The sequence below is a fragment of the Arthrobacter sp. R4-81 genome, assembly GCF_054792365.1.
Genome location: NZ_CP096445.1, coordinates 3,888,964 through 3,908,700 on the forward strand (window position 1 = coordinate 3,888,964; position 19,737 = coordinate 3,908,700).

The window sequence follows — 19,737 nt, forward strand, 5'->3', positions numbered from 1 at the left end:
GAGCCCTCACCGCCGTCGAAATCCAGGGGCATCCGCCCCCTCTAATGCGCTCGCGGCACCTTGAAGTGGGTGAGCCGGGCGTCCTGGCCATCCAGTTCCGCCCAGGGCTTTTCGGTCTCCAGGACAGTCAGGCCGCTGGTGGGAAACCGGGTGGCTGCATCCATATAGGCATCGTGGTCGGAATCGCGGGAGGCCAGATGCATTGCAAGATCCTGCACGCCGGGCATATGCGAAATGACCATAAGTGTGGTGACGGTGTCCGGCACATGGTTGATAACGGCCAGCATCCGCCGGGCCGACGCAGCGTACAGTCCGCCCTCAAGCTTGGGAGTGGGTGCTTTATCTCCGAGTTCGCTGCACACCCACGTACAGGTCTGCCGCGTTCGCAGGGCGCTGGAGCACAAAATAAAGTCGGGAACCACGTCATGTTTGAGCAGCCATTTGCCGGCCAGCGGAGCTTCCCGGTGACCCCGCTCTTCAAGGGGCCGGTCGTGATCGGCAACCCCGCCAGGCCAGTCGGCCTTGGCATGGCGCATGATCACCAGCCGCTTAATATGGTGCTCACTCATGCCCCCAAGCCTATAGCCGAGTGCCAGTGGCTGCTGCCCACTCTTAGGGCCGCAGGGACAATGAAGGGTTAGCCGCATCTATTGCGCCTACCACCGCCGGCGGGCTGCCCTTACGCCGGCCCGTTAGCCTCGGCGATCGCAACCGCCTCCTCAACACCCGCCGTCCAAGGTTCTCCGTGGCCTGGCAGGACCAACCGGGCTTGTGTCCTCGCTAAATGCTTAAGAGACGCGAGATTCAGTGCGCCCCGCTCATGGAGAAGGAGCGTGACGGAGGCGCCTGGCAACGCCTAGATGACAGCGGCGACCACATTGAGGGAAGACCCGAATCAACGAGCGCAAGCCCTTCCGGACCTTCAACTACGTAAAAGTTGACGAATGCGTCTGCGAAACGGTGGACGTTGTCGGCGACCTGAGTGAATGCCATGGTTGCTCCCTCCCCGCAGATCCTACAGCGCGCTCTTTAGCCTGTGTGGCGCCCCGTGAGCTTGTCCAGCAGCCGGTCAACCATTCCAACACCTGGGCCAACAGTCTTGTGGAACAACTCGGAGTGCGGCGCAGCGGGGTGTGGACGGGTAGGTGCCAATTTCTTGGCCTTCTGTACTTTTTCGCCCATATCAACGAGTCTTTCGGCAGGAATGTGAGCACGTAGTTTCGGGAACTGTTCGGACTCCTCGTCATTCGCATGGTGACGCAACTTCGCCTCCAACTGCTGAACCAGTTCCATAAAGGTCGGATCAGAAGGATCCACGCCTTCCACCTGCTTCATCAAGTGGACAATCTCGTCGTGTTCCTTCTTGTCGTGCTCGACCTCCTCGGCACCGTTTGGCACGTGCTCTTCTATCGCAGGGTAAACGAACATCTCCTCGGCGACGGCATGGCGCATCACTTCGGCGATCAAAGTATCGGCCAAGTCTCTGCGCTGGCCGGCATCTGACGTTGCCTCAATCTGTCCGAACAGCTCCACCATCTGCTGATGGTCAGCGGTGAGGATGTCCACCACATCCGATCCTTGGCCACCAGCGTTGGACTGGTTCATGACACGCACCTCCTGCAGATCGTTTCTCCTACCCTGGGTAAGAGGTCAAGCTACCACCGCACGTCAGTGGGATCCATAGGTAAGTCTTCTCCAAGGCTTGCCGGGATCGGCGGTCAACCGTCTCCCGCCAGGAACCTTAGCCGCGGAGGCACACACTCAATAGTCACGCACAAAAGCGGCATTCTGCGTAGTGCCGCATCGCCGTCGGCCCACGCCGTCAGGGTTCCCTGGCCGAGCTTGCGAGGCTAGGGAGACGGTGGGGAGGAACGAAGGAGGAAGCGAGCTGGCAGGATTCCTTGTCCGAGCTTGCGAGGTCAAGGAAGCCAGCGAACGCTAAGGCACGGCAGAATGCCGCTTTCGTGCGTAGCAGAGGCTAGATCGAGTATTCCGGAGCGGCCCAGACAATGACCTCCGGGTGCTCATAGAAGCGGTAGCCCTGGCCGCGGACGGTGCGTACAGTGTTGGCCAGACGGCCCAGCTTTGAACGGAGCCGGCGGATGTGGACGTCGATGGTGCGCTCGTTCGGCACCTCTTCGGCATTGCGCCACAGGCCTTCAAGGAGTTCGTCGCGGCCAACGGTTCGCGTGCCGTTTTCCACCAGGTAATTGAGCAGTTCGAATTCCTTGAACGTCAGGTTCAGCGATTCGCCGTCGAGGTGGACTTCACGGCGGGCAAGGTCGATCAGCACACCGGAAGGGCGGGGATCCTGCGGCTGGGGTGTGCGGGCCGTTTCGGGGCGCTGCCGGGAGTTCACGGTGGGGTCACCGAAAGTTGAACGGACGACGTCGAGTGCGGATCCGGGGGCGTTAGAGGGCGCTACGGCAACGGCGGCGTAGCTTTCAGCACCGGAAACGAGGGACTGGGCGTAGGCGCGGATTTCCTGGGCCAGCTTGGCGATGGAAGTCCCGGACGCGGCGGCAGTTTCCTCGTCAATACCCATGTACAGCACAAATCCGCGGGCAACGTTCTCATTGGGAACAGGACGGACAGCGGAGCCGTTGGCCGGAGCGATTACCGGAGTGGGGGCGGTGGCAGGCGCCGGATCGACCGGTGAGACAGCGCGGAGCTGGCCGTAGGAGGTGGGGTTGTAACCCTGCGGGACGAAGCCGGGCGCGGCGTAACTGCTGCCGGGAGCCGCGGGAGCGAGGGCAGGGCGGCCACCAAGACCTGGGCGGACACCGGCGGGCGGAGCGCTCTTGTTGGCGTTACGGACGGAGATGTGGACGTATCCAGATGCAACTGACATGAATGCTTACCTCAATGTGAATGGCCGTCATCGCGGCTCGAATGCTCGATTACCCCGCAATGAGAACTGGGGAGGGGCGCCCGACGCTGGGCTGGGGGCGAATGCCTAAACAACTGTTCGGGGTAGGAAAGTCAGGCGTGCATTCGACAACAGCGCATGTCAAAACCAGCGGATGTGCTGGTCTGAGATACTGCGGCTGCAGGTGCTGTTGAGTTCTTGTTCACAATGAGAGTGTGCAACGTAACAATGACAACTTGCAAGTAACAATGGACCGGTTCGTCCGCATCGTGAGACAAAAGGGCGTTATGTGACGTTAATCACCATTCTGTGACGGCGATAAAATAACAGTTGTTTTTCTGTATGAACGTTCGGGAAAGCAGCTTTTCCGAAGAAAATTCTCACTTTTGCCCACTTTTTTCGCTTATATTCAGTTGCTTTTCTAATACCGAAACACACTGCCTCTAACGGCTGTCAATGTCCAGCCCCTTTACACGGCCTCCTGAAAAGTTCGCTCAATTTGCATCTGCTAGGCAATTCGGGAAGGCGATGACCCTCACAGGCTGCACACAGGAAGCGCAGAGCCCTGGCAATTCCGCGGGGCCAAAACTTGAAGGTATGCCAGCACCTCACACCACAAATCTGCCGCAGCTCACCCACCCGGACGGCTCCCCCATCCGTGCCCTCGTAGTCGACGACGAACCAAGCCTGTCTGAACTGATGAGCATGGGTTTGAGGATGTCCGGCTGGTCAGTGGCAATAGCAGCGGACGGACCGGCAGCGGTAAAGCTCGCCAAGGAGTTCCGTCCCGATGTCCTGATTCTGGACGTGATGCTTCCCGGATTCGACGGCGTTGAGCTGCTGAAGCGGATACGCACCTTTGCTCCTGGGGTCCCGGCGCTGTTCCTGACAGCCAAGGACGATGTGCAGGACCGCATTACGGGTCTGGCGGCCGGTGGAGACGATTACGTGACAAAGCCATTCAGCATGGAGGAGGTCCTCTTGCGCCTGCACCGGCTGGTTCAGCGCTCAGGCGTTGCTGCCATGGACACGGCCGAACTGGCCGTGGGTGATCTCCTGCTCAATCTTGACACTCGGGAAGTTACCCGGGGAGGCGAGGACCTGCAGCTGACCGCCACCGAATTCGAGGTGCTTCGCTACCTGATGGAAAACGCAAAACGCGTTGTCAGCAAGGCGCAGATCCTGGACAACGTCTGGAATTACGATTTCGGCGGCCAGGCCAACATTGTGGAACTCTACATTTCCTACCTGCGGAAAAAGGTGGACGCCACCCTGCCGCCAATGATCCACACAATGCGCGGTGCGGGCTACGTCATCAAGCCGGCGGTCTGAACCACCGTGCCGCCCCTGACCTTCTCCGGCAACTGGCGCCGGCCGTCGACCTGGCACCTGCGAACCCGGCTCGTCCTTGTTGCCATGGCCCTCCTGGTGGCTATTTGCGGAGCGACCGGAATAGTCAGCTACGCCTCCATGGACTCATTTCTCACCGGGCAGTTGGACGGCAACCTTAAGGTGGCTTCGGCTAACGCTGGCAGGCCCCCTTCCAGTAATCCCAACGGATCCCCGGATCCGCTGAATGCACGCGGGTCCGGGGCAGGCACTATGTTCGCCCGAATCCAAAACGGCAAGGTCAGCAGTGCCGGATTCGTGGCCTGGGGTGCAGGCCAAACGGACCTGTCCCCCCAAGACAACGCTGCTCTGCTGAGCCTGCCAATGGACGGCAAACCAGTTACGCGGACACTTGCAGACGGGGACTATCGATTGCTGGCACTACACATGCGGGATGGGGGTGTGCTGGTAACCGGTCTCCCACTGGCAGCCAAGGAGAGCACACTCAACTCGCTGGTCTGGACCATGACGGCGGGGTCGCTCGCGGGAATACTGCTGATCGGTCTGGTGGGGACAGGGATAATCCGCCGCAACCTGAAACCCCTTGAGCAACTGTCCGATGTGGCCACCCAGGTCTCCCGGTTACCCCTCGACGCCGGCGAAGTGGCACTCGCCGTGCGGGTCCCGCCGTCGAGCGCTCATCCCGGAACTGAAGTAGGCAGGGTTGGCCACGCCCTGAACCTCATGCTGGACAATGTTTCCCGGGCGCTTGAGTCCAGACAAAGGAGCGAGACTAAGGTCCGGCAGTTCGTGGCGGATGCCTCCCACGAACTGCGGACCCCCCTCACCGCGATCCGTGGCTACACCGAGCTGATGAGGATGACGGAAAAGCTGACTCCCGACGGAACGAAATCCCTCGCAAGGGTTCAGAGCCAATCCGAGCGGATGACTGCCCTCGTGGAGGACCTGCTCATGCTGGCCCGTATTGATGAAGGGCAGCAGCTGCGACTCACTGATGTGGATCTTACGCAGCTGCTGGTCGAAACGGTCAGCGATGAGCGGGTGATGGCGCCTGACCGGCATTGGAAGCTGGAGTTGCCGGGAGGTGGCGTAATCGTGCGCGGCGACACCTCGGGATTGCGTCAGGTCCTGATGAACCTTCTTTCGAACGTACGGAAGCACACGCCGCCCGGCACCACGGTGGTGGCTGGTTTGGCGAACTCTGAGGAGGGAAGTGTCGTGATTTCCGTTACTGACGATGGTCCCGGCATCGACCCGGGATTCGTTGACACCGTATTCGCACGTTTTACGCGTGCTGATACCTCGAGAGCCAGCAATCGCGCTGGAGGAAGCAACCGTGAGGATGAGGGATCCAGCGGGCTCGGGTTATCGATCGTCCACTCGATCATGGAGGCGCATGGAGGCAGCGTTGAGGTCGCTTCCCGACCTGGCAGGACCAGATTCTTACTCAGGTTTCGTCCGCAAGGCACCACGCCGCCGTCGTGATCTCTGTTACCAAAACGTGACTTAGGCCTTCAATTCCTGTAGCGTCGTTGGGGTGCGGCTACCGTTCTGGCCGCATTTCCGGTTGGACGCCAAACTCTGCCGCTTCCCGGATACCGCATGACCAGGCAGAGACGGGGGACCCAGAGTCTCCGGGCATTTGCGCAGCATTCCGCCCTTGGGGTGAAGCCGACACGTGATTTTCCGTGCGGCCGGATGACCTCATCCGAACCCGACAGCTAACTCCGTAGGCGTTGAGAGGCAATCATGACTGAACCCTTGGTACAAACGCGCCCTGATAACCATCCGGAGCACAAGAATGCACCGGATCAGCCTTCAAAGCATGGGATCTCAAGGCACCGCGCGGAAAGCTCGAAAACCCCTTTTTCACTCTCCCGGTTCAGTTCAGGCCTGGGCGGCAACGGCTATCGTCTGGCTGTCGTCGCTTCGGCCTGTGCGGTACTGATTGGCGTGGGTGCCGCCGGGCAGGCCTCAGAGCCGGCCACGCCGGCTGCTGCTCCCACGGCGCAAGCTCCCACCACGGCCGACGCCGAATCACGAATCGACTTCGAAAAGTCCCTGGTCAGGGCGGAGGCCGCTCCTTCTCAGGCGCCGGTGGAGCCACAGGCAGCTCCAGCACCTGCCCCGGAGCCCGCACCCGCTCCCGAGCCCGCCCCCGCACCTGTAGCGGTTGACGATCCTGCAGCCGCCCAGGCGTACGCCGCGAGTCAGCTAGGCGCCCATGGATGGGCTGCGGACCAGATGCAGTGCCTCACCACACTGTGGACCAAAGAATCGGACTGGAAGACCACTGCCACAAACCCCAGCAGTGGCGCCTACGGAATCGTCCAGTCGCTTCCCGCCGAGAAGATGGCGAGTGCCGGCGCTGACTACGTGACCAACTTCCGGACCCAGATCAACTGGGGCCTCAACTACATCAAGGAACGCTACGGCTCCCCCTGCGGCGCGTTGAACTTCCATTACGCGAACAACTGGTACTAAACCAACCAAAAGTTCGAAACCGCCGGATTCTCATCGGGCATACTGTGACCATGAAGTTCACCACCACCATCATGGGCAGCGGTAACACAGCCGGAATTGTGGTTCCTGCCGAAATCCTGGAGGCGCTCGGGGCGGGCAAGCGTCCGCCGGTCCTGGTAACACTGAACGGTAAGAGCTACCGCAGCAGCATCGCCGTCATGGGCGGGCAATTCTTGGTCGGTCTGAGCGCCGCTAACAGGGAACTGACCGGGGCTGCAGCCGGAGACACCGTGGAAGTCGGGCTGGAGCTCGACACCCAACCACGCGTCGTCGAGGTCCCCGACGATCTGGCTGCCGCGCTCGCCGCTGAACCTGACGCGCAGGCTTTTTATGCGACCCTGAATTACAGCGCGCAGCGTCGTTATGTGGAACCTGTCGCGAGCGCCAAGCCCGGGGACACACGCTCGCGCCGGATTGCGAAGGCAGTGGAGAACCTCAAAGCCGGAAAGAAATAACGTTCTTCCCATTGGGATCCCGAAGGACTGTGGCGGAGACTGCTGAATAGTCGCGGATGTGCAGGACGCCGTCGGGAAGCTCTCCGGTGTTAGGCCCGACAGCAATGGTGCGGATGCCCGCCGCTACACCGGCCGCGATCCCGGCGGGGGCGTCTTCAAATACCAGGGCATCACCCGGGTCAACCCCAAGGAGCGACGCCGCCAGGAGGTAGCCCTCAGGGTCCGGCTTGCCGCGGGTAACGTCAGCGGCGAAGACTGCAGAGACGGGGATGGTCAGCCCGGCTGCAGCCATTCGCACTTCGGCCAGCCCTCGGAAAGCCGACGTCACCAGCGCCACAGATTCAGCCGGAAGACTGGCCAGCAGCTCCACAGCCCCCTGCACCGGAACGATCCCCCTCGTCTCAGCCAGCTCCATCCGCCCGAGCTCCTCGGTGAGGGCTTCGACGTCGGATCCGGCGGGAGCATAGCGCCGGACGGTATCGATGGCCTGGACCCCGTGCGAGGTCTGCAGGATTTCGGCATAGTCGAGGCCGTAGCGGCCGGCGAATTCGCCCCACACCCGCTCCACGATGCTGGTGGAATCAACCAGGGTGCCGTCCATGTCGAACAGGACACCGCGGGCGGTCAGAGTAGTGCTGTGCAGGCTCATCCGTTATCCGGCGATCCCGTACAACCTGTCGCCGGCATCGCCCAGACCGGGCACGATGTAGGACTTGTCGTTGAGTTTTTCGTCGATGGAAGCCAGAACGATTGTGACATTGGCGTCCGAGAGTTCTTCCTCGAGCCTTGCCAAGCCTTCGGGAGCTGCCAGGAGGCAGATGCAGGTGACGTCCGAAGCGCCGCGCTTGAAGAGGAACTTGATGGCTTCACGGAGTGTTCCGCCGGTGGCCAGCATGGGGTCCAGCACGAAGATCTGCCGGTCGGTCAGGTTCTCCGGGAGCCGTTCCGCATAGGTGATGATGTCCAGGGTTTCCTCGTCCCGGGCCATTCCCAGGAAGCCGACCTCCGCCGTCGGGACCAGCTTGGTCATCCCTTCCAGCATGCCAAGACCTGCGCGGAGGATGGGAACCACCAGCGGCGTGGGCTTGGTGAAGGCTGTGCCCACCGCAGTGCTCACGGGTGTCTCGATGGTCACAGGCTGGGTGCGGACATCCCGCGTGGCTTCGTAAGCCAGAAGAGTTACCAGCTCCTCTGTGAGCTGCCGGAATACCGGCGAAGGGGTCTTTTTGTCCCGCAGAACGGTGAGCTTGTGGGCGACCAGTGGGTGGTCCACGACGAGTGTGCGCATGGGGTCAAAACTATCACCCGGAATTCTGCTCTCCACGCCGGCTGCGCACCACATCATCCGTCGCGGAGTCGGTACCGTCAACCTCGGGCTGCACCAGGTGTGCGGGTTGGTCGAACCTAGGTGCCGGCCCCGCGTGTTCGCGGCGCCGGGTGAGATGGAAGAGCCTGTGGGCCAGGATCACAAACCCCAGCCAGGCCAGGCCGAGCAGCCAGGCGAACATGACGTCTGTCATCCAGTGATGGCCTAGGAACACCCTGCTCATCCCCATGGCCCCGGCGAAAAGGATGCCTGCCACGATCGCCGAAAAGCGGATCCACACGTGGGCAACCTGGAGCCAGAGCAGATACACCAGGACGCCGATCACCACAGTGGTATTCAAGGTGTGGCCGCTGGGAAAGGACGGCGAAGACTCATACGGTGGCACGGCATCGACGTGGTCCGGCCGGATGCGCCCGAACATCCCTTTACCCACATTGGTGGCAGTCATCGAGACGGCGGCAGCGCCGGAGACGAGGATGATGGGCCGCCAGGTCCTGCTGTGATAAGTCAGCCAGGCGGTCAGGATTGTCGCAAGGATTGGCATCCCGATGCTTCCGCCGATATTGGTAAAGCCCGTCACGGCCGCATTCAGTTCAGGAGTCCGCAGCTGCTGTGCCCAGGCGAGAGTGGGTTTATCCAGGCCGGCAACCCCGCTTTCGTCCACGACGTCCGCATATACTTCTGCCCCCAGGAGCGCCAGCATAACGATCACGGCGCCGCCGATCAGGAGGGTAAGCCACAGGGCGGCATATGGAGCCACCCAGAGCCCGAATCGATCAACCACTGTTTTCAGAACTCGGTCAATAAAGGGCTTCATGATGCCTCCCCGTCTCCTCCGCTTACAAGGCTGCCTATCATCGAAACTATCATTGAGCAATGACTTCCCCGGAGCCCCGCCATGCCGAATGGATGGGCCTTGCCCTGACTGAGGCCCGGCTGGCACTGGCCACTGAGGACGTGCCGATCGGCGCCGTCGTGATCGGACCGGATGGGACTGTACTGGGGTCGGGCCGGAACGAACGCGAGGCCCTCGGCGACCCGACTGCGCATGCCGAAATCGTGGCCATCAGGGAAGCAGCAGCCCGACTTCGAACGCGGCCGTCCCGGGATGGCGGTGCGGATAATGGCTGGCGTTTGGAGGACTGCACCCTTGTGGTGACGCTTGAGCCGTGCGCCATGTGTGCCGGCGCGATTGTGCTGGCCCGCATTCCCCGCGTGGTGTTCGGGGCCTGGGACGAAAAAGCCGGAGCTGCCGGTTCGGTGTTCGATGTCCTCCGCGAGCGCCGCCTCAATCATTGGGTGGAGGTCTACGCGGGCGTCCGGGAGCAGGAGTGTGCCGCACTGCTCCGTGGATTTTTCGCTCAGCACCGGGGCATCTGACTTTTCGCAGCCTGGCGCTTTCATCGCCCGGCTTTCATCGCTGGCTGCTCATCGTCTGCCACTGCACGGCGTTTCCATCCAGAGTCGCCAGTACCGTCCGCGCGGTGTCCTCCCAACCGGGAAGCCGCTCCCTTGCGGCCAGCGCTGCCTTCCGCCACTGTGCGCGAAGCCCTGGATCCGTCAACCAGCTCCGGAGAACCCCCGCCAGCGGCGTGGGATCGGTGTCGAGCCCGACGGCGGTGCCAGGGAAGGTCCCGCGCTCTCCTTCGCCCCAGGATTCCTCGTCATTCCCTTGGTTTGACCCGGCGTGCAGCGCCTCCACTGCTCCCGTCCCGGCCCGGACTATGACGGGGAGCCCGTGGGCGAGGGATTCAGGGACCACCAGTCCATAGGCTTCCGAACGGGACACCAGGAAGCTCAAGTCTGCCGCCTTCCATTCGGCGTCGAACTCCTCGCCGCCCAACTCCCCCGCCAGCCGGACGCGTGAACCAAGGCCAAGGCGTTCGACGGCGGCACGCACCTCGTGCCCGTACTCTTCGTCCGCCGAATCCGAGCCGATCAGTGAGGCTGTCCACGGCAGGTCCACCAGCTGGGCAAGGGCGCCCAGCAGGATCAGCTGGTCCTTGTTGGGCAGCAAGGCAGCAACGGCAATGAGATGGGGCGGGTTGGAACCCACGGCAAGCGGCGCGGGCTTCGTGCCGGGCAGGGCAGCGGTCACGCCGTCGATCCCATGCCGTTCCTTGACCAGGGCAGCCACAGAAGAACTTGTGGTCATCACTCCGGCTGCGGCCGCAAGGGCGCGGCGTTCCAAGGCGGGACCTTCCACTTCCGGCGTCTCCAGCGGCATGTGAAGCAGTACCCAGACGGGCCGCCCGTCAGCTGCTGCACGCTCCATTTCCTCCGGCGCTCCGGAGGCAACCAGTCCATCCACGATGGTCACCGCCGTAGGATCCTCTGCCGCGAGTTCCGACAGCAGCGAGCCGAACCGCCGTCGGTCCTCCTCGCTGCCGATTGGCCACTCACCGTCGACCCGGTAAGTGTCCACCTCTGCCCCGCGGGCGATCAGCCTCTCGGTGAGCGCTGCGTTGTAGACGTTGCCGCCCGAGTTGTGGAGGACGTTTCCGGGCACCACCAGCTGGATCCGTCTCCTGGGCTTGGGAGAGGCCGCGGGCTGGGACGCAGGCACGGAACTACTCCGCCTCGAAGTCCAGAGAGTAGCCGGCCCAGGCATCAGGCGTTTCGCGCAGGGTCACCTCGATACCTGCAAGTTCCCGCCCGTCCGCACCGTCCCGGATTTTGGCGGCCACGGCGTCGGCTATGTACTGTGCCAGGGCCTCGGTGGTGCTCAATTCACCGGCAAAGTCAGGGTGCTCGTCGAGGTTGCGGTAGTTGAGCCCCTCCAGAACTCCACTGAGGACGTCGCCCGCCTCACCGATGTCCAGGACAATCGCGTTTTCATTGAGCTTCCGACGGCGGAACGTCACCTCTGCGACGAACGTTGCCCCGTGTAGCCCCTGGGCAGGACCGAAAACCTCTCCCGGAAGGCTGTGGGCGATCATGAAATGATTCCGGACGGTCAGGCTGAACACGGTTACCTCTTGCTTTCGGTGGAGTTGCTTCCGGTGGAGTTGCTTCCGGTGGAGTAGTCGAGGACGTGGCACAGGGCGTCCAGGGTTCCTTCTGAAAGCCTGTCCACCACCCCGGGAAGGTCCTCGAAGTTGGACGTTCCGGTCAGGAAATGGTCAAAAACGGGATCGCTCAGCAGCGAGACGGCCAGATCCAACCGGTCCGAGGTACTGCGTCGGTGGCGGCGCGAGCGGGCCACGACTCCTACCTGGCTGGCGCGGATGGACAGGCGCCGGGCGTGGAAGTCTTCGCCCAGGGGAACGGAAACTTTTCGGTCGGCGTACCAGGACATCTCGATGATTTCGCCCTCGTCCCCTGCCAGTTTCAGGCAACGCTCCAGTCCTTCCTGGGAGGCGGAGCAGTGGAACACGATGTCGCAGTCGGCCAAGGCGTCGTCGGGATGGCTGAAATCTATGCCCAGTGCTGCGGCGAAGCCGCGCTTGGAGGGGTCGACGTCGATGAGCTGCAGCCGCTGAAGCGGAAAGTTCCGCAGGAGTGTGGCTACCATGCCTCCCACGAGTCCCGCCCCGACGACGGCGATCCGGTCTCCCAGCCTCGGCCCCGCCTCCCACAAGGCGTTGACTGCTGTTTCTACGGTGCCCGTCAGCACTGCCCGCCTCGCTGGGACATTGTCCGGGACGATGGTGAGCTCATGGGCAGGGACAACGTAGCGGTCCTGGTGCGGGTAGAGGCAAAAAACGGTCTTGCCTTCCAGCTCTGCGGGGCCCTGTTCCACCATCCCGACGGACAGGTAGCCGAATTTCACGGGGGACGGAAAATGGCCTTCCTGATGCGGAGCGGCCATCCGGTCCTCGATGGATTCCGGTACTCTCGCTGAATGCACCACCATTTCGGTGCCCTTGCTGATGCCGGAATAGAGGGACCGCACCAGCGCCTCCCCCTCTGCCGGTTGCGGAAGGTCCTCTGTCCGGAGTTCCCCCTTGCACGGGCCGACGGTCCAATAGGCGGTGGCTTTTTGCGGCGTCTCTGAAATGATCATCTTGCTTATGAATGTAGTCTCGCTGGCTCACTCGGGGAAGCACCCTGGCCCTGCGCGTGCCGCCGTTTTGGGGATGGGCGCCCTGCTCCGGTAACCTGTATGGGTTGGTGACGTGTCCGAGCGGCCGAAGGTGCAACACTCGAAATGTTGTTTGGTGTCAAAGCCAACGTGGGTTCAAATCCCACCGTCACCGCCAAATAGCGAGGCCCCTGCTTCCCTTTGTTTACAAGGAAAGCAGGGGCCTTTTGCTTTGCCTGAATTATGGGTTTGCCCACATTTTTGCCCACATTCGACAGTGAAACGGCGTCATCTAGGGCGTCCGAAACGGCGTCCAGATCCCCGTCAAAGAGATCCGCGTAAGTGTCCAGCGTCATTGCCGCAGAGCTGTGGCCCAGCATCTTCTGGACCACCTTCACGTTAGCGCCGGCCGGTACTGCATAGCTGGCTGCCGAGTGCCGCAAGTTGTGGGGAGTGATTCGAGGGACGTCCGCCCGCTTGATCGCGTAAGCAAACCAGCTCATGTTGTCCTCGTGCACCCGCGCAGCCTGCAGGTAATGCCCGTGCTCATCCGGAAATACCCCGAGCAGGATTGCTCAGTGTCCGCCTGTTGCTCACGGCGTCGTCCAGGATCGCGGCCAGTATCCCGTAGGACCGGATAACCAAAGTAGCCCCTGCCCTGATTCGTCTCGTAAGGCTCAATCCTGGACATTGGGGGCCGCGCTTCCTGGTGCCCCGCTCCAGGGCGCCCCGCAGAGCCTCGAAGGACTCTTGCGCCTCCTGGCGCGCCTTCTCGGATCCACGTTTGTCGCTATCTCGGACCACTGGCGAATTTCTTCACTGAACTCTTGTCGCCGCCATTCTGGCCAAGCGTCACCGAAGAAGGCGTACCGCTTCATTCCATCCCGGCTGGCCACAAGGGGAGTCTCGGCACGCATCCATTCCCATACGTGCCGGGCGGGGAGTTTTAAGGTCCATGTTGCGCTGCAGTCCGTTGACCGTGCCGTGAAGTGCGCCGAGGCATTGTCGGAGCGGACCACCGCAAGCAGGTCACCCTTGTCCGTGAAGATGATGTTCGGTTCCTGATGACGTCTCTACCGCGGACATTCTGCTGGTTGATTCCATCGTGCCGGAGGATCGGACAGCGCCCGGACTGTGACCTGCCGCGAAGGGCACCGTCTACATCGCCGCATCCGCCGCCGTGCAGGTCCAGGGCAGGGTACTGAAGAACGGCGTTGCCGTGGGCATCCCCGGGCCGAGAGACAAGAAGAACCCCGTCTCAGGACAGGACTCACTCGTCACCGTCACGAGCGCGCTCTCACTCAACGCCGGGTTCCCCTTGTTGGCGCCCCTGCCTGATCGCAATTAATGACCGGGCTGTCAGCTGCCCGGCCCTTCGATGGCGACGTTAGATAGTGCATCACGGATGGCTGCGACGGTGGGGTCGGTGGATGGGTGGACGAGGATTGATGCGGGCCTCCCATCTATGTGACCTTCTACTAGGTACATATCTCCGCTACGGGTGACTGTTGCTGACTCGTTCACCCAGCCGGCACCGGAACTGACACCGAACAATGCAGGTTTCACCATATCCGCTACCCCCTGTTAGGGGACCAACATTAATTGCCCCTACCTCCTGTAGCAAGGGGTGGAGGCAATTCTTCCGCCCGGATTTTTGCCGGAATAAGAAGTAGGCTTATTATTTCCTCAAGCCTCTCCTCGAAGGCACCGAAGGGAACCAAACAAAATGCCAGACCCGATCCGCTTCACCTACCAGTGTGGCGAATGCGGCAAAGACATTAAAGACCGCGAAGGATACTTGTGGATCAGCGTCACTGATGCCTACCGGGTGAAGGACGAGCGGAGGAACTGGCAGGCAAATCATCCTCCCGCTGACGACAACCAGAATCCTGGCCCCTCATTAGGTGGTGACATGAGGGATCCGGACGAGGTGCACTGGGCTCCTCTCCACAGCGCATGTGATCCCCGCAGCGGTGACGTTGTGGAGTACACGGTGGGCGTCGAGGAAGTCCGAACCTCACTAGATCTACTCAATTGGGCACTCGCCCTTTTGGATAAGGACTGGTTCGAGTACACGAACTGGAACACATTGGTCCATGAAAGGATCGACGCTGCCGTGGGTCGATCATCGGTTACGTCGACAACTCGGGGGCAGCTCGTGAGTAAAGGAGTGCTAGATCTGGATCCAGACAGTTGGGATCTGTCTTCTAAACCTCGTCCGGAAGTGGACTAAAGGCGCCGAATCGAGCCTCTTTGCGGTCCGGCGTAACCCTAGGGCGGAACATTGCGGATTAAGTGCCCCCAGCTACAAAACCACGGCTGGGGGCACAACCCAGAGCCCCTGCTATGACTCAGGCGGCGGCTCGCCACCCCCCCAACGGACTGAACGAGCCGCCTACCACCAACACCCCAACCGTGTCAGTGGTACTAAGTCCTTACCCGCAGACAGAGAGCAGTAAACGACTAGTCAGACCTCGTCGGATACTTCGCCCGGCTGCTATCCGTTCAGCAGTCACCCGGTACGCCTGGTTCGTGCGTCCGCTCTTCGAGGAACTCCTGCAGCGCGGCTGCGCGTTTCGCTTGGGCCCGTCAGCACGAGTGGCCGGCAGGGATGACGGGCTATCTTGCCTTCTTTCGGGAGACAAGGGCCGTGTACCTCCAAGCACTGACCCCCAGGCGCATGCCCCGATCCGAAATGGCGGCGCCCGAAGGCCTTCAACTCGCTACTGCTTATTGCGCTGCCACTGCACTGCATGCCAGAAAAGCAGTCCGATGATTGCCAGCGTGCCGCTCAATACCGCGTAGGGCGTGAAGTTCATCAGTACATATGTCATGGGCATTTCGGTAACCGGACCATAGACGCCATCAGGGCCGAAGGGGCCATCGGGAGGCGACGTGACATCCATATGGACCCACACGCCGCCAACTACCAGGAAACAGGCAAGCGCCCAGAGGACGACGATGAACGGATTAACGAAAACCCTTTTGGGTTCCCTCCCCTCCGTGCCGGATGAGTCCATGCCCGAGGTTGCTGTTTCCTGATCCAGCGGATTCCCATTCTGGTCCAGTTCACGGAACGAAATCTGGTTACCCTTGGCCTGCTCCACGTTTCCCCCTGCCGGTTCGCACTGCTACCCCTGCCACTACTCAGACCTTAGTCTCCTAGCCAGGCTTGTCCGGGTAAGCGGGGAATTTTCTCTAGTGGCTACCAAAAGCCGGGCATAAACTGGGAATTGGCTACGTAATGAACACGGCTTACGTGTTTGATGTGCCCCTTGGAACGGAGAGCAATTATGCTCAAGACCCTGATGTGCAAGCTGAATTTACGTCATGCCTGGCACATAGAAAGCAATGAAGATGGCGGCCGTTACAGGCGATGCAGCCGCTGCGGTAAGTTCGACACGCGGGGTGGTGGGTCTGGCGATTGGGCCGCTCCGATTGGGATGTGATGACCCCTGCGCGGCCGGGCCCGCTGCAAGTCAGTCCACGCTGACATTTTCGCCGGTCTTGTCCCGGCGTTCCTCCGTACCCCGCTCGCGGGTTTCACGTGGCGTTTCCCCGATCACTTTCTTGTAGCTCCGCGAAAAGTGCGAGGTAGTCCGAGTGAACGCAGCGTGACGTTTACCCGCTCCGCGAGTTCAGAAGACGGAGGATACTGTCGTCATCCTCGAGGCGGTCAGCGGGAGGCACACAACGAACTGCCCATGCCGTCCTGGATTTCGGGTCAGGACTCCTGACGCTGAGTGATCCACTTGAGGAGTACGGGCTGGTGGCGCCCGACGGCGATGCCGGGCACTCGTTTTCGCTTGCGGTTTATGTGCCCATACAGACAAGACCCTGGCTGCAGCGGACGCCGCCCAAGCCACTGTTGGTGAGCCGGCCATGACTTTCGTCAGTGGTGACAGGTTCGCCTCCATCGTTGACCAGCTGGTTGCCCTTGCTGTCCGTGACGGGCGAAAAGCGCATGAAGTTCCTTCGAAAGGAGTGACTAACGATCATCTCAGTGCGTACTCCACAGCCCCGGCAGGGCACCGCGTAGTTGGTTCTTGGAGAAGCAAGTACAGGGGTGCCACCCCGCGCTAAGGGGAGGTCAAAGTCGAGTACGTCTTACTCGTGTGGCACTGAGGACTCCGGAGTTCACTGGGAGTGGAAGCCAGCACCGCTGGCTTCCACCAGGATTAGTGAGAGAGCCACTTTCGCACCTGGTGCTACTCCGGGGGGAGTGCGGAAATGAGTAAAGCCGAGAAAGAGAAGCTACGTTACTGCGATTACTACTGGTGCATGTCGCTCAAGGACTTCACCGAATGGGTAGAGGCTGAAGACGGCCCCGAACCTGGATTGTCGTATTCAGACAACGGCTGATGCGAGCGAAGGACCGGAAAGCTCAGTTTTCGGTCTTGATCAGGAGCAGTTCGTAGCCCTCGGGCACTTTAGCCTCGAGTTCTTCCCGACCTTCATGAATGGAGTCAGCCTCCACCTCGATGGTGCTGGTTTCTTTGGAACGGATCACGCCAATTAGTTTCACCGCAACACTTTATACGTTCGGAGGCTCGGCGTCCGGCCTCTGGTCTCCCTTATGGCCGCGCAGGTTTTCCTGGACCTTGCCGAACAGATCCTTGATGGTGGATTCAGTATTCGTCAGCATGTCAGGCTGCAGGTAGACATTTTGCGACGGCGGCAGGCTGTAGTGGGACGGTAGTCCCCCGGCGCCGTCGACCCCCTCCAAAGCAATAGTCACCCCACCTTCCTTACGGGCGATCGCTCCGATACGGCCGAAAACCACCGTGAACTCGTCTGGTTGGAAACTGACAGTTTGGCCAATATGCATGCGGTTCAACTCCGCGGCAGGAAGGGCCCTTTCATTGCCGGTCCCGAGATAGTCCATGTTTTTCTCCTAGAGCTAGGTAGCGGCTTATGCGTGCAGTCTAGTAAAAGGGCATGGATGGGAGATAGGGCTGGAGGACTCCACGATCCACTCCCTGAATCGACGACCAGAAGGGCGCGATGATTGCGATGCCTGGCAATGACTACGATTTTTTCACCGTGTGGCGCGTCCCCGGAACCGTGGACGAAGTCCTCGCGATCCTGACCGATGCCGGATCCTTGCCGTTCTGGTGGCCCTCCGTCTACCTCAGCGTCGTTCCCGAGCCTTCCACTGGAGGCGATTCTGCAGAAGGAGACCCAGGGCAAGACGGCGACGGCGATCCCACCGGCGCCGGGCAGAGATACCATCTGCACACCAAGGGATGGCTCCCCTATACCCTCCGCTGGACAATGACCCCTGAAGGACCTGCAACCCGGGAAGGTTTTGCCCTCAGCGCCACCGGTGACCTGACAGGAACCGGCCGATGGTCCTTTAGCCAGGACGGGCCCGAAACTGTTGTCACATACCGTTGGCAGGTCAGCGCCGAAAAGCCACTGCTTCGGCGGCTGGGCTGGCTGTTAAAACCTGTCTTCAGCGCGAACCACCGGTGGGCCATGGCACGTGGCGAGGAAAGCCTGACCCTGGAATTGCGGCGCCGCCGCCACGCCGAGGCAGGTACCTTGGATGATGTTCCCCCTCCCCCGGCAGCAACTTTCCGCTTCTCGAAATCCGGCTAGAATCGAAATCACGTGTCCAGCCAATGAGCCGTGAGGAGGTTTCCGTGGCACCCGTGTCCGCCCGGATCCCCTTCCATCTGCTGCGCTCTACCACCGTCGCTGCCACCATGGTGCTGCTCGCCGCCCTTGCCCACATCCTCGGCGGCGGTTCCCTTCCCGGAGCCGGAATCATGGGGGCAATCCTGGCCATGACCGGCCTGGCCTCAACGCTGGCCACCAGGCGGCAACTCAGGCTACCGGCCATGACAGCAGTCCTTGGTACAGGGCAATTGGCCCTCCATGAGGTCTTCACCGCACTCAGCGTTCCGCCATCAGGGGCGGCTTCGGTGGTTAGGGAAAGTCATCACGCCCGAGGCCAGGCGGGCTTTGCTAATGAGGCCGGGTTCTCGTTGACGGAGGCTGCTGCCCAGAGCGCCGGGCATGCGCACCAGGTTGATTCCCCCTTAGCGGCGCTGATGCTGACAGGCCACGTGGTGGCCACCCTCGTCTGCGCCACGTTACTTGCCCGGGGCGAGGCAGCGCTGTGGTTCCTGGCAACCTGGCTCCGCCCGCTCGTTCAGTTACCGTCTCCGCTGACGCTCGACGGCGGGACGCTACCCGCCGTCGTCAGTCCCGATAGGGACTTCACTCCCCTTCCCTGGCGGAACCTCAGGCAAGACTGCCGACGCGGACCGCCCGCCGCCGTCGTACTTTCCTGACTCAACCCGGCACTGCCGACTCCCGCGCTCCTTTCCATCGCCCGCGTCAAGTGACGGGTTCCTTCCCTCACTTCAGTGCGCCCCGAATGGGCGCGCACCCCGAAAGGCATTTCCATGAACAAGTCCATCCTTCCCCGCGCCATCTCAGTGACCGGTGCCATTGCCGGAACAGCGGCCCTGATGATGGCGGGTTCCGCGGGGGCGTCTGCCCATGTGGGTATCAGCCCGGACAAGACCACCGCCAATTCGTACGCCCTCCTCACGTTCGGCATCCCGCACGGCTGCGACACCTCAGGAACCACCAAGGTGACCATCACCCTGCCTCAGGAACTCAACGACGCCCAGCCCACCGTGAATCCCAACTGGACAATTGAAAAGGTTGAAGAGGAGCTGGCCTCGCCGAAGAAAACTGCCGATGGGGCCACCATCACCAAGCGCACCAGCAAAATCGTTTACACCGCCAAGGCACCTCTGGACGCGAAACTGCGGGACGCCTTGGTGTTGTCCGTCAAGCTTCCTGACGCTGCCGGCACAACTCTCTACTTTCCGACGCTTCAGAACTGTCAGGTGGGCCAGACGGACTGGGCTGAAATCCCCAAGGACGGCCAGGACCCGCATTCACTTGAGGCACCCGCTCCCTCGGTGACCATTTCGGATGGCTCCCCGCAAGCAGCGGGATCCCATGCCAGCGAACAGCATTCCGGCACCTCCGCCGCCGCCGTTGACTCCGCCACCGATCAGGGTGCGGAAGCGAGGAGCTGGGCCGGCCTGGCCGCCGGCGTGGGAGGACTTGCCTTGGGCGGCGTAGCCTTCATACGCAGCCGGGGCACCAAGAAAGATTCTCTCCAGTCTGCAGATCCTTCGAGCTAGCAGTATCAGTTCGATGCCTG

At 61.6% G+C, this 19,737-nt stretch carries 23 protein-coding genes, 1 tRNA gene, 1 pseudogene and 1 riboswitch; of the genes and pseudogenes, 11 read left to right on the forward strand and 14 right to left on the reverse strand.

Annotated elements, in window-relative coordinates; translation table 11 throughout:
• Positions 1-41: 41 nt before the first annotated feature.
• From M1E05_RS17825 to M1E05_RS17835, 3 genes are all read right to left on the reverse strand, one after another.
• Positions 42-569 carry a SixA phosphatase family protein gene (locus tag M1E05_RS17825; RefSeq protein WP_461163757.1) on the reverse strand — a complete coding sequence of 176 codons (528 nt, stop codon included), beginning with the start codon at positions 567-569 and terminating at the stop codon, positions 42-44.
• A 460-nt stretch (positions 570-1,029) separates the two neighbouring features.
• On the reverse strand, positions 1,030-1,605 hold the full coding sequence (locus tag M1E05_RS17830; protein WP_458113240.1) for a hemerythrin domain-containing protein: 576 nt from the start codon (positions 1,603-1,605) through the stop codon (positions 1,030-1,032).
• 373 nt (positions 1,606-1,978) lie between these two features.
• Positions 1,979-2,851, reverse strand: coding sequence for a winged helix-turn-helix domain-containing protein (locus M1E05_RS17835; protein ID WP_458113239.1), 873 nt, complete (start codon positions 2,849-2,851; stop codon positions 1,979-1,981).
• Positions 2,852-3,466: 615 nt separating this feature from the next.
• On the opposite strand from M1E05_RS17835, the gene M1E05_RS17840 reads away from it, so the two are divergent.
• From M1E05_RS17840 to M1E05_RS17855, 4 genes are all read left to right on the forward strand, one after another.
• A complete protein-coding gene (locus M1E05_RS17840) occupies positions 3,467-4,201 on the forward strand; it encodes a response regulator transcription factor (protein ID WP_461163758.1) in 735 nt (244 codons plus the stop codon).
• 6 nt (positions 4,202-4,207) lie between these two features.
• Positions 4,208-5,704: a sensor histidine kinase gene (locus M1E05_RS17845; protein WP_461163759.1), complete on the forward strand. Its 1,497-nt coding sequence runs from the start codon at positions 4,208-4,210 to the stop codon at positions 5,702-5,704.
• 87 nt (positions 5,705-5,791) lie between these two features.
• Positions 5,792-5,969: riboswitch (cyclic di-AMP (ydaO/yuaA leader) on the forward strand.
• The gene (locus M1E05_RS17850; protein ID WP_461163760.1) at positions 5,969-6,703 is read left to right on the forward strand and encodes an aggregation-promoting factor C-terminal-like domain-containing protein; all 735 of its coding nucleotides are present in this window, start codon (positions 5,969-5,971) and stop codon (positions 6,701-6,703) included. Its footprint overlaps the riboswitch before it by 1 nt.
• Before the next feature lie 50 nt (positions 6,704-6,753).
• Entirely contained in the window at positions 6,754-7,197 is a 444-nt protein-coding gene (locus tag M1E05_RS17855) for a YdeI/OmpD-associated family protein (protein WP_461163761.1), read from the forward strand.
• On the opposite strand, the gene M1E05_RS17860 is transcribed toward M1E05_RS17855, so the two are convergent.
• The 3 genes from M1E05_RS17860 to M1E05_RS17870 are packed head-to-tail and all read right to left on the reverse strand — an operon-like array spanning position 7,178 to position 9,341.
• Entirely contained in the window at positions 7,178-7,846 is a 669-nt protein-coding gene (locus M1E05_RS17860) for an HAD-IA family hydrolase (RefSeq protein WP_461163762.1), read from the reverse strand. The two genes, M1E05_RS17855 and M1E05_RS17860, sit on opposite strands and share 20 nt — an antisense overlap.
• Positions 7,847-7,849: 3 nt before the next feature.
• On the reverse strand, positions 7,850-8,485 hold the full coding sequence (gene upp, locus M1E05_RS17865) for a uracil phosphoribosyltransferase (RefSeq protein ID WP_309107080.1): 636 nt from the start codon (positions 8,483-8,485) through the stop codon (positions 7,850-7,852).
• A 13-nt stretch (positions 8,486-8,498) separates the two neighbouring features.
• A complete protein-coding gene (locus tag M1E05_RS17870) occupies positions 8,499-9,341 on the reverse strand; it encodes a phosphatase PAP2 family protein (protein WP_461163763.1) in 843 nt (280 codons plus the stop codon).
• A 59-nt stretch (positions 9,342-9,400) separates the two neighbouring features.
• On the opposite strand from M1E05_RS17870, the gene M1E05_RS17875 reads away from it, so the two are divergent.
• A complete protein-coding gene (locus tag M1E05_RS17875; RefSeq protein ID WP_461163764.1) occupies positions 9,401-9,904 on the forward strand; it encodes a nucleoside deaminase in 504 nt (167 codons plus the stop codon).
• Positions 9,905-9,938: 34 nt separating this feature from the next.
• On the opposite strand, the gene M1E05_RS17880 is transcribed toward M1E05_RS17875, so the two are convergent.
• Genes M1E05_RS17880 through M1E05_RS17890 form a run of 3 tightly spaced genes read right to left on the reverse strand, consistent with a single transcriptional unit; the run spans position 9,939 to position 12,530 of the window.
• Positions 9,939-11,090, reverse strand: a complete 1,152-nt coding sequence (locus M1E05_RS17880) for a glycosyltransferase family 4 protein (protein WP_461163765.1) — start codon at positions 11,088-11,090, stop codon at positions 9,939-9,941.
• A gap of 4 nt (positions 11,091-11,094) precedes the next feature.
• Complete coding sequence (locus M1E05_RS17885; protein WP_458113230.1) at positions 11,095-11,493, reverse strand: 6-pyruvoyl trahydropterin synthase family protein; 399 nt, start codon at positions 11,491-11,493, stop codon at positions 11,095-11,097.
• Between the two features lie 2 nt (positions 11,494-11,495).
• Complete coding sequence (locus M1E05_RS17890) at positions 11,496-12,530, reverse strand: zinc-dependent alcohol dehydrogenase (RefSeq protein WP_461163766.1); 1,035 nt, start codon at positions 12,528-12,530, stop codon at positions 11,496-11,498.
• 106 nt (positions 12,531-12,636) lie between these two features.
• On the opposite strand from M1E05_RS17890, the gene M1E05_RS17895 reads away from it, so the two are divergent.
• Positions 12,637-12,726 (forward strand) — tRNA-Ser (locus tag M1E05_RS17895).
• A gap of 97 nt (positions 12,727-12,823) precedes the next feature.
• On the opposite strand, the pseudogene M1E05_RS17900 reads toward M1E05_RS17895, so the two are convergent.
• Positions 12,824-13,012, reverse strand: a pseudogene (locus M1E05_RS17900) (tyrosine-type recombinase/integrase); the annotation flags it as partial.
• 1,262 nt (positions 13,013-14,274) lie between these two features.
• Here M1E05_RS17900 and M1E05_RS17905 point away from each other — a divergent pair.
• Positions 14,275-14,781 carry a hypothetical protein gene (locus tag M1E05_RS17905; RefSeq protein ID WP_461163767.1) on the forward strand — a complete coding sequence of 169 codons (507 nt, stop codon included), beginning with the start codon at positions 14,275-14,277 and terminating at the stop codon, positions 14,779-14,781.
• Between the two features lie 490 nt (positions 14,782-15,271).
• Here the strand turns inward: M1E05_RS17905 and M1E05_RS17910 are convergent, their stop codons facing one another.
• The gene (locus M1E05_RS17910) at positions 15,272-15,655 is read right to left on the reverse strand and encodes a hypothetical protein (protein ID WP_461163768.1); all 384 of its coding nucleotides are present in this window, start codon (positions 15,653-15,655) and stop codon (positions 15,272-15,274) included.
• A 706-nt stretch (positions 15,656-16,361) separates the two neighbouring features.
• Positions 16,362-16,514 carry a hypothetical protein gene (locus M1E05_RS17915; RefSeq protein ID WP_461163769.1) on the reverse strand — a complete coding sequence of 51 codons (153 nt, stop codon included), beginning with the start codon at positions 16,512-16,514 and terminating at the stop codon, positions 16,362-16,364.
• Between the two features lie 264 nt (positions 16,515-16,778).
• Here M1E05_RS17915 and M1E05_RS17920 point away from each other — a divergent pair, with 264 nt between their 5' ends.
• Entirely contained in the window at positions 16,779-16,910 is a 132-nt protein-coding gene (locus M1E05_RS17920; RefSeq protein ID WP_281507219.1) for a hypothetical protein, read from the forward strand.
• A 22-nt stretch (positions 16,911-16,932) separates the two neighbouring features.
• Here the strand turns inward: M1E05_RS17920 and M1E05_RS17925 are convergent, their stop codons facing one another.
• Positions 16,933-17,073, reverse strand: a complete 141-nt coding sequence (locus M1E05_RS17925; protein WP_309109113.1) for a hypothetical protein — start codon at positions 17,071-17,073, stop codon at positions 16,933-16,935.
• 9 nt (positions 17,074-17,082) lie between these two features.
• Positions 17,083-17,433, reverse strand: coding sequence for a hypothetical protein (locus tag M1E05_RS17930; RefSeq protein WP_458113224.1), 351 nt, complete (start codon positions 17,431-17,433; stop codon positions 17,083-17,085).
• A 128-nt stretch (positions 17,434-17,561) separates the two neighbouring features.
• Here M1E05_RS17930 and M1E05_RS17935 point away from each other — a divergent pair, with 128 nt between their 5' ends.
• The 3 genes from M1E05_RS17935 (at position 17,562) to M1E05_RS17945 (ending at position 19,717) form a co-directional block, all read left to right on the forward strand.
• Entirely contained in the window at positions 17,562-18,149 is a 588-nt protein-coding gene (locus M1E05_RS17935) for an SRPBCC family protein (protein ID WP_461165281.1), read from the forward strand.
• 44 nt (positions 18,150-18,193) lie between these two features.
• Positions 18,194-18,847, forward strand: coding sequence for a hypothetical protein (locus tag M1E05_RS17940; protein WP_461163770.1), 654 nt, complete (start codon positions 18,194-18,196; stop codon positions 18,845-18,847).
• 114 nt (positions 18,848-18,961) lie between these two features.
• Positions 18,962-19,717: a YcnI family copper-binding membrane protein gene (locus M1E05_RS17945; protein ID WP_461163771.1), complete on the forward strand. Its 756-nt coding sequence runs from the start codon at positions 18,962-18,964 to the stop codon at positions 19,715-19,717.
• Positions 19,718-19,737: the final 20 nt, after the last annotated feature.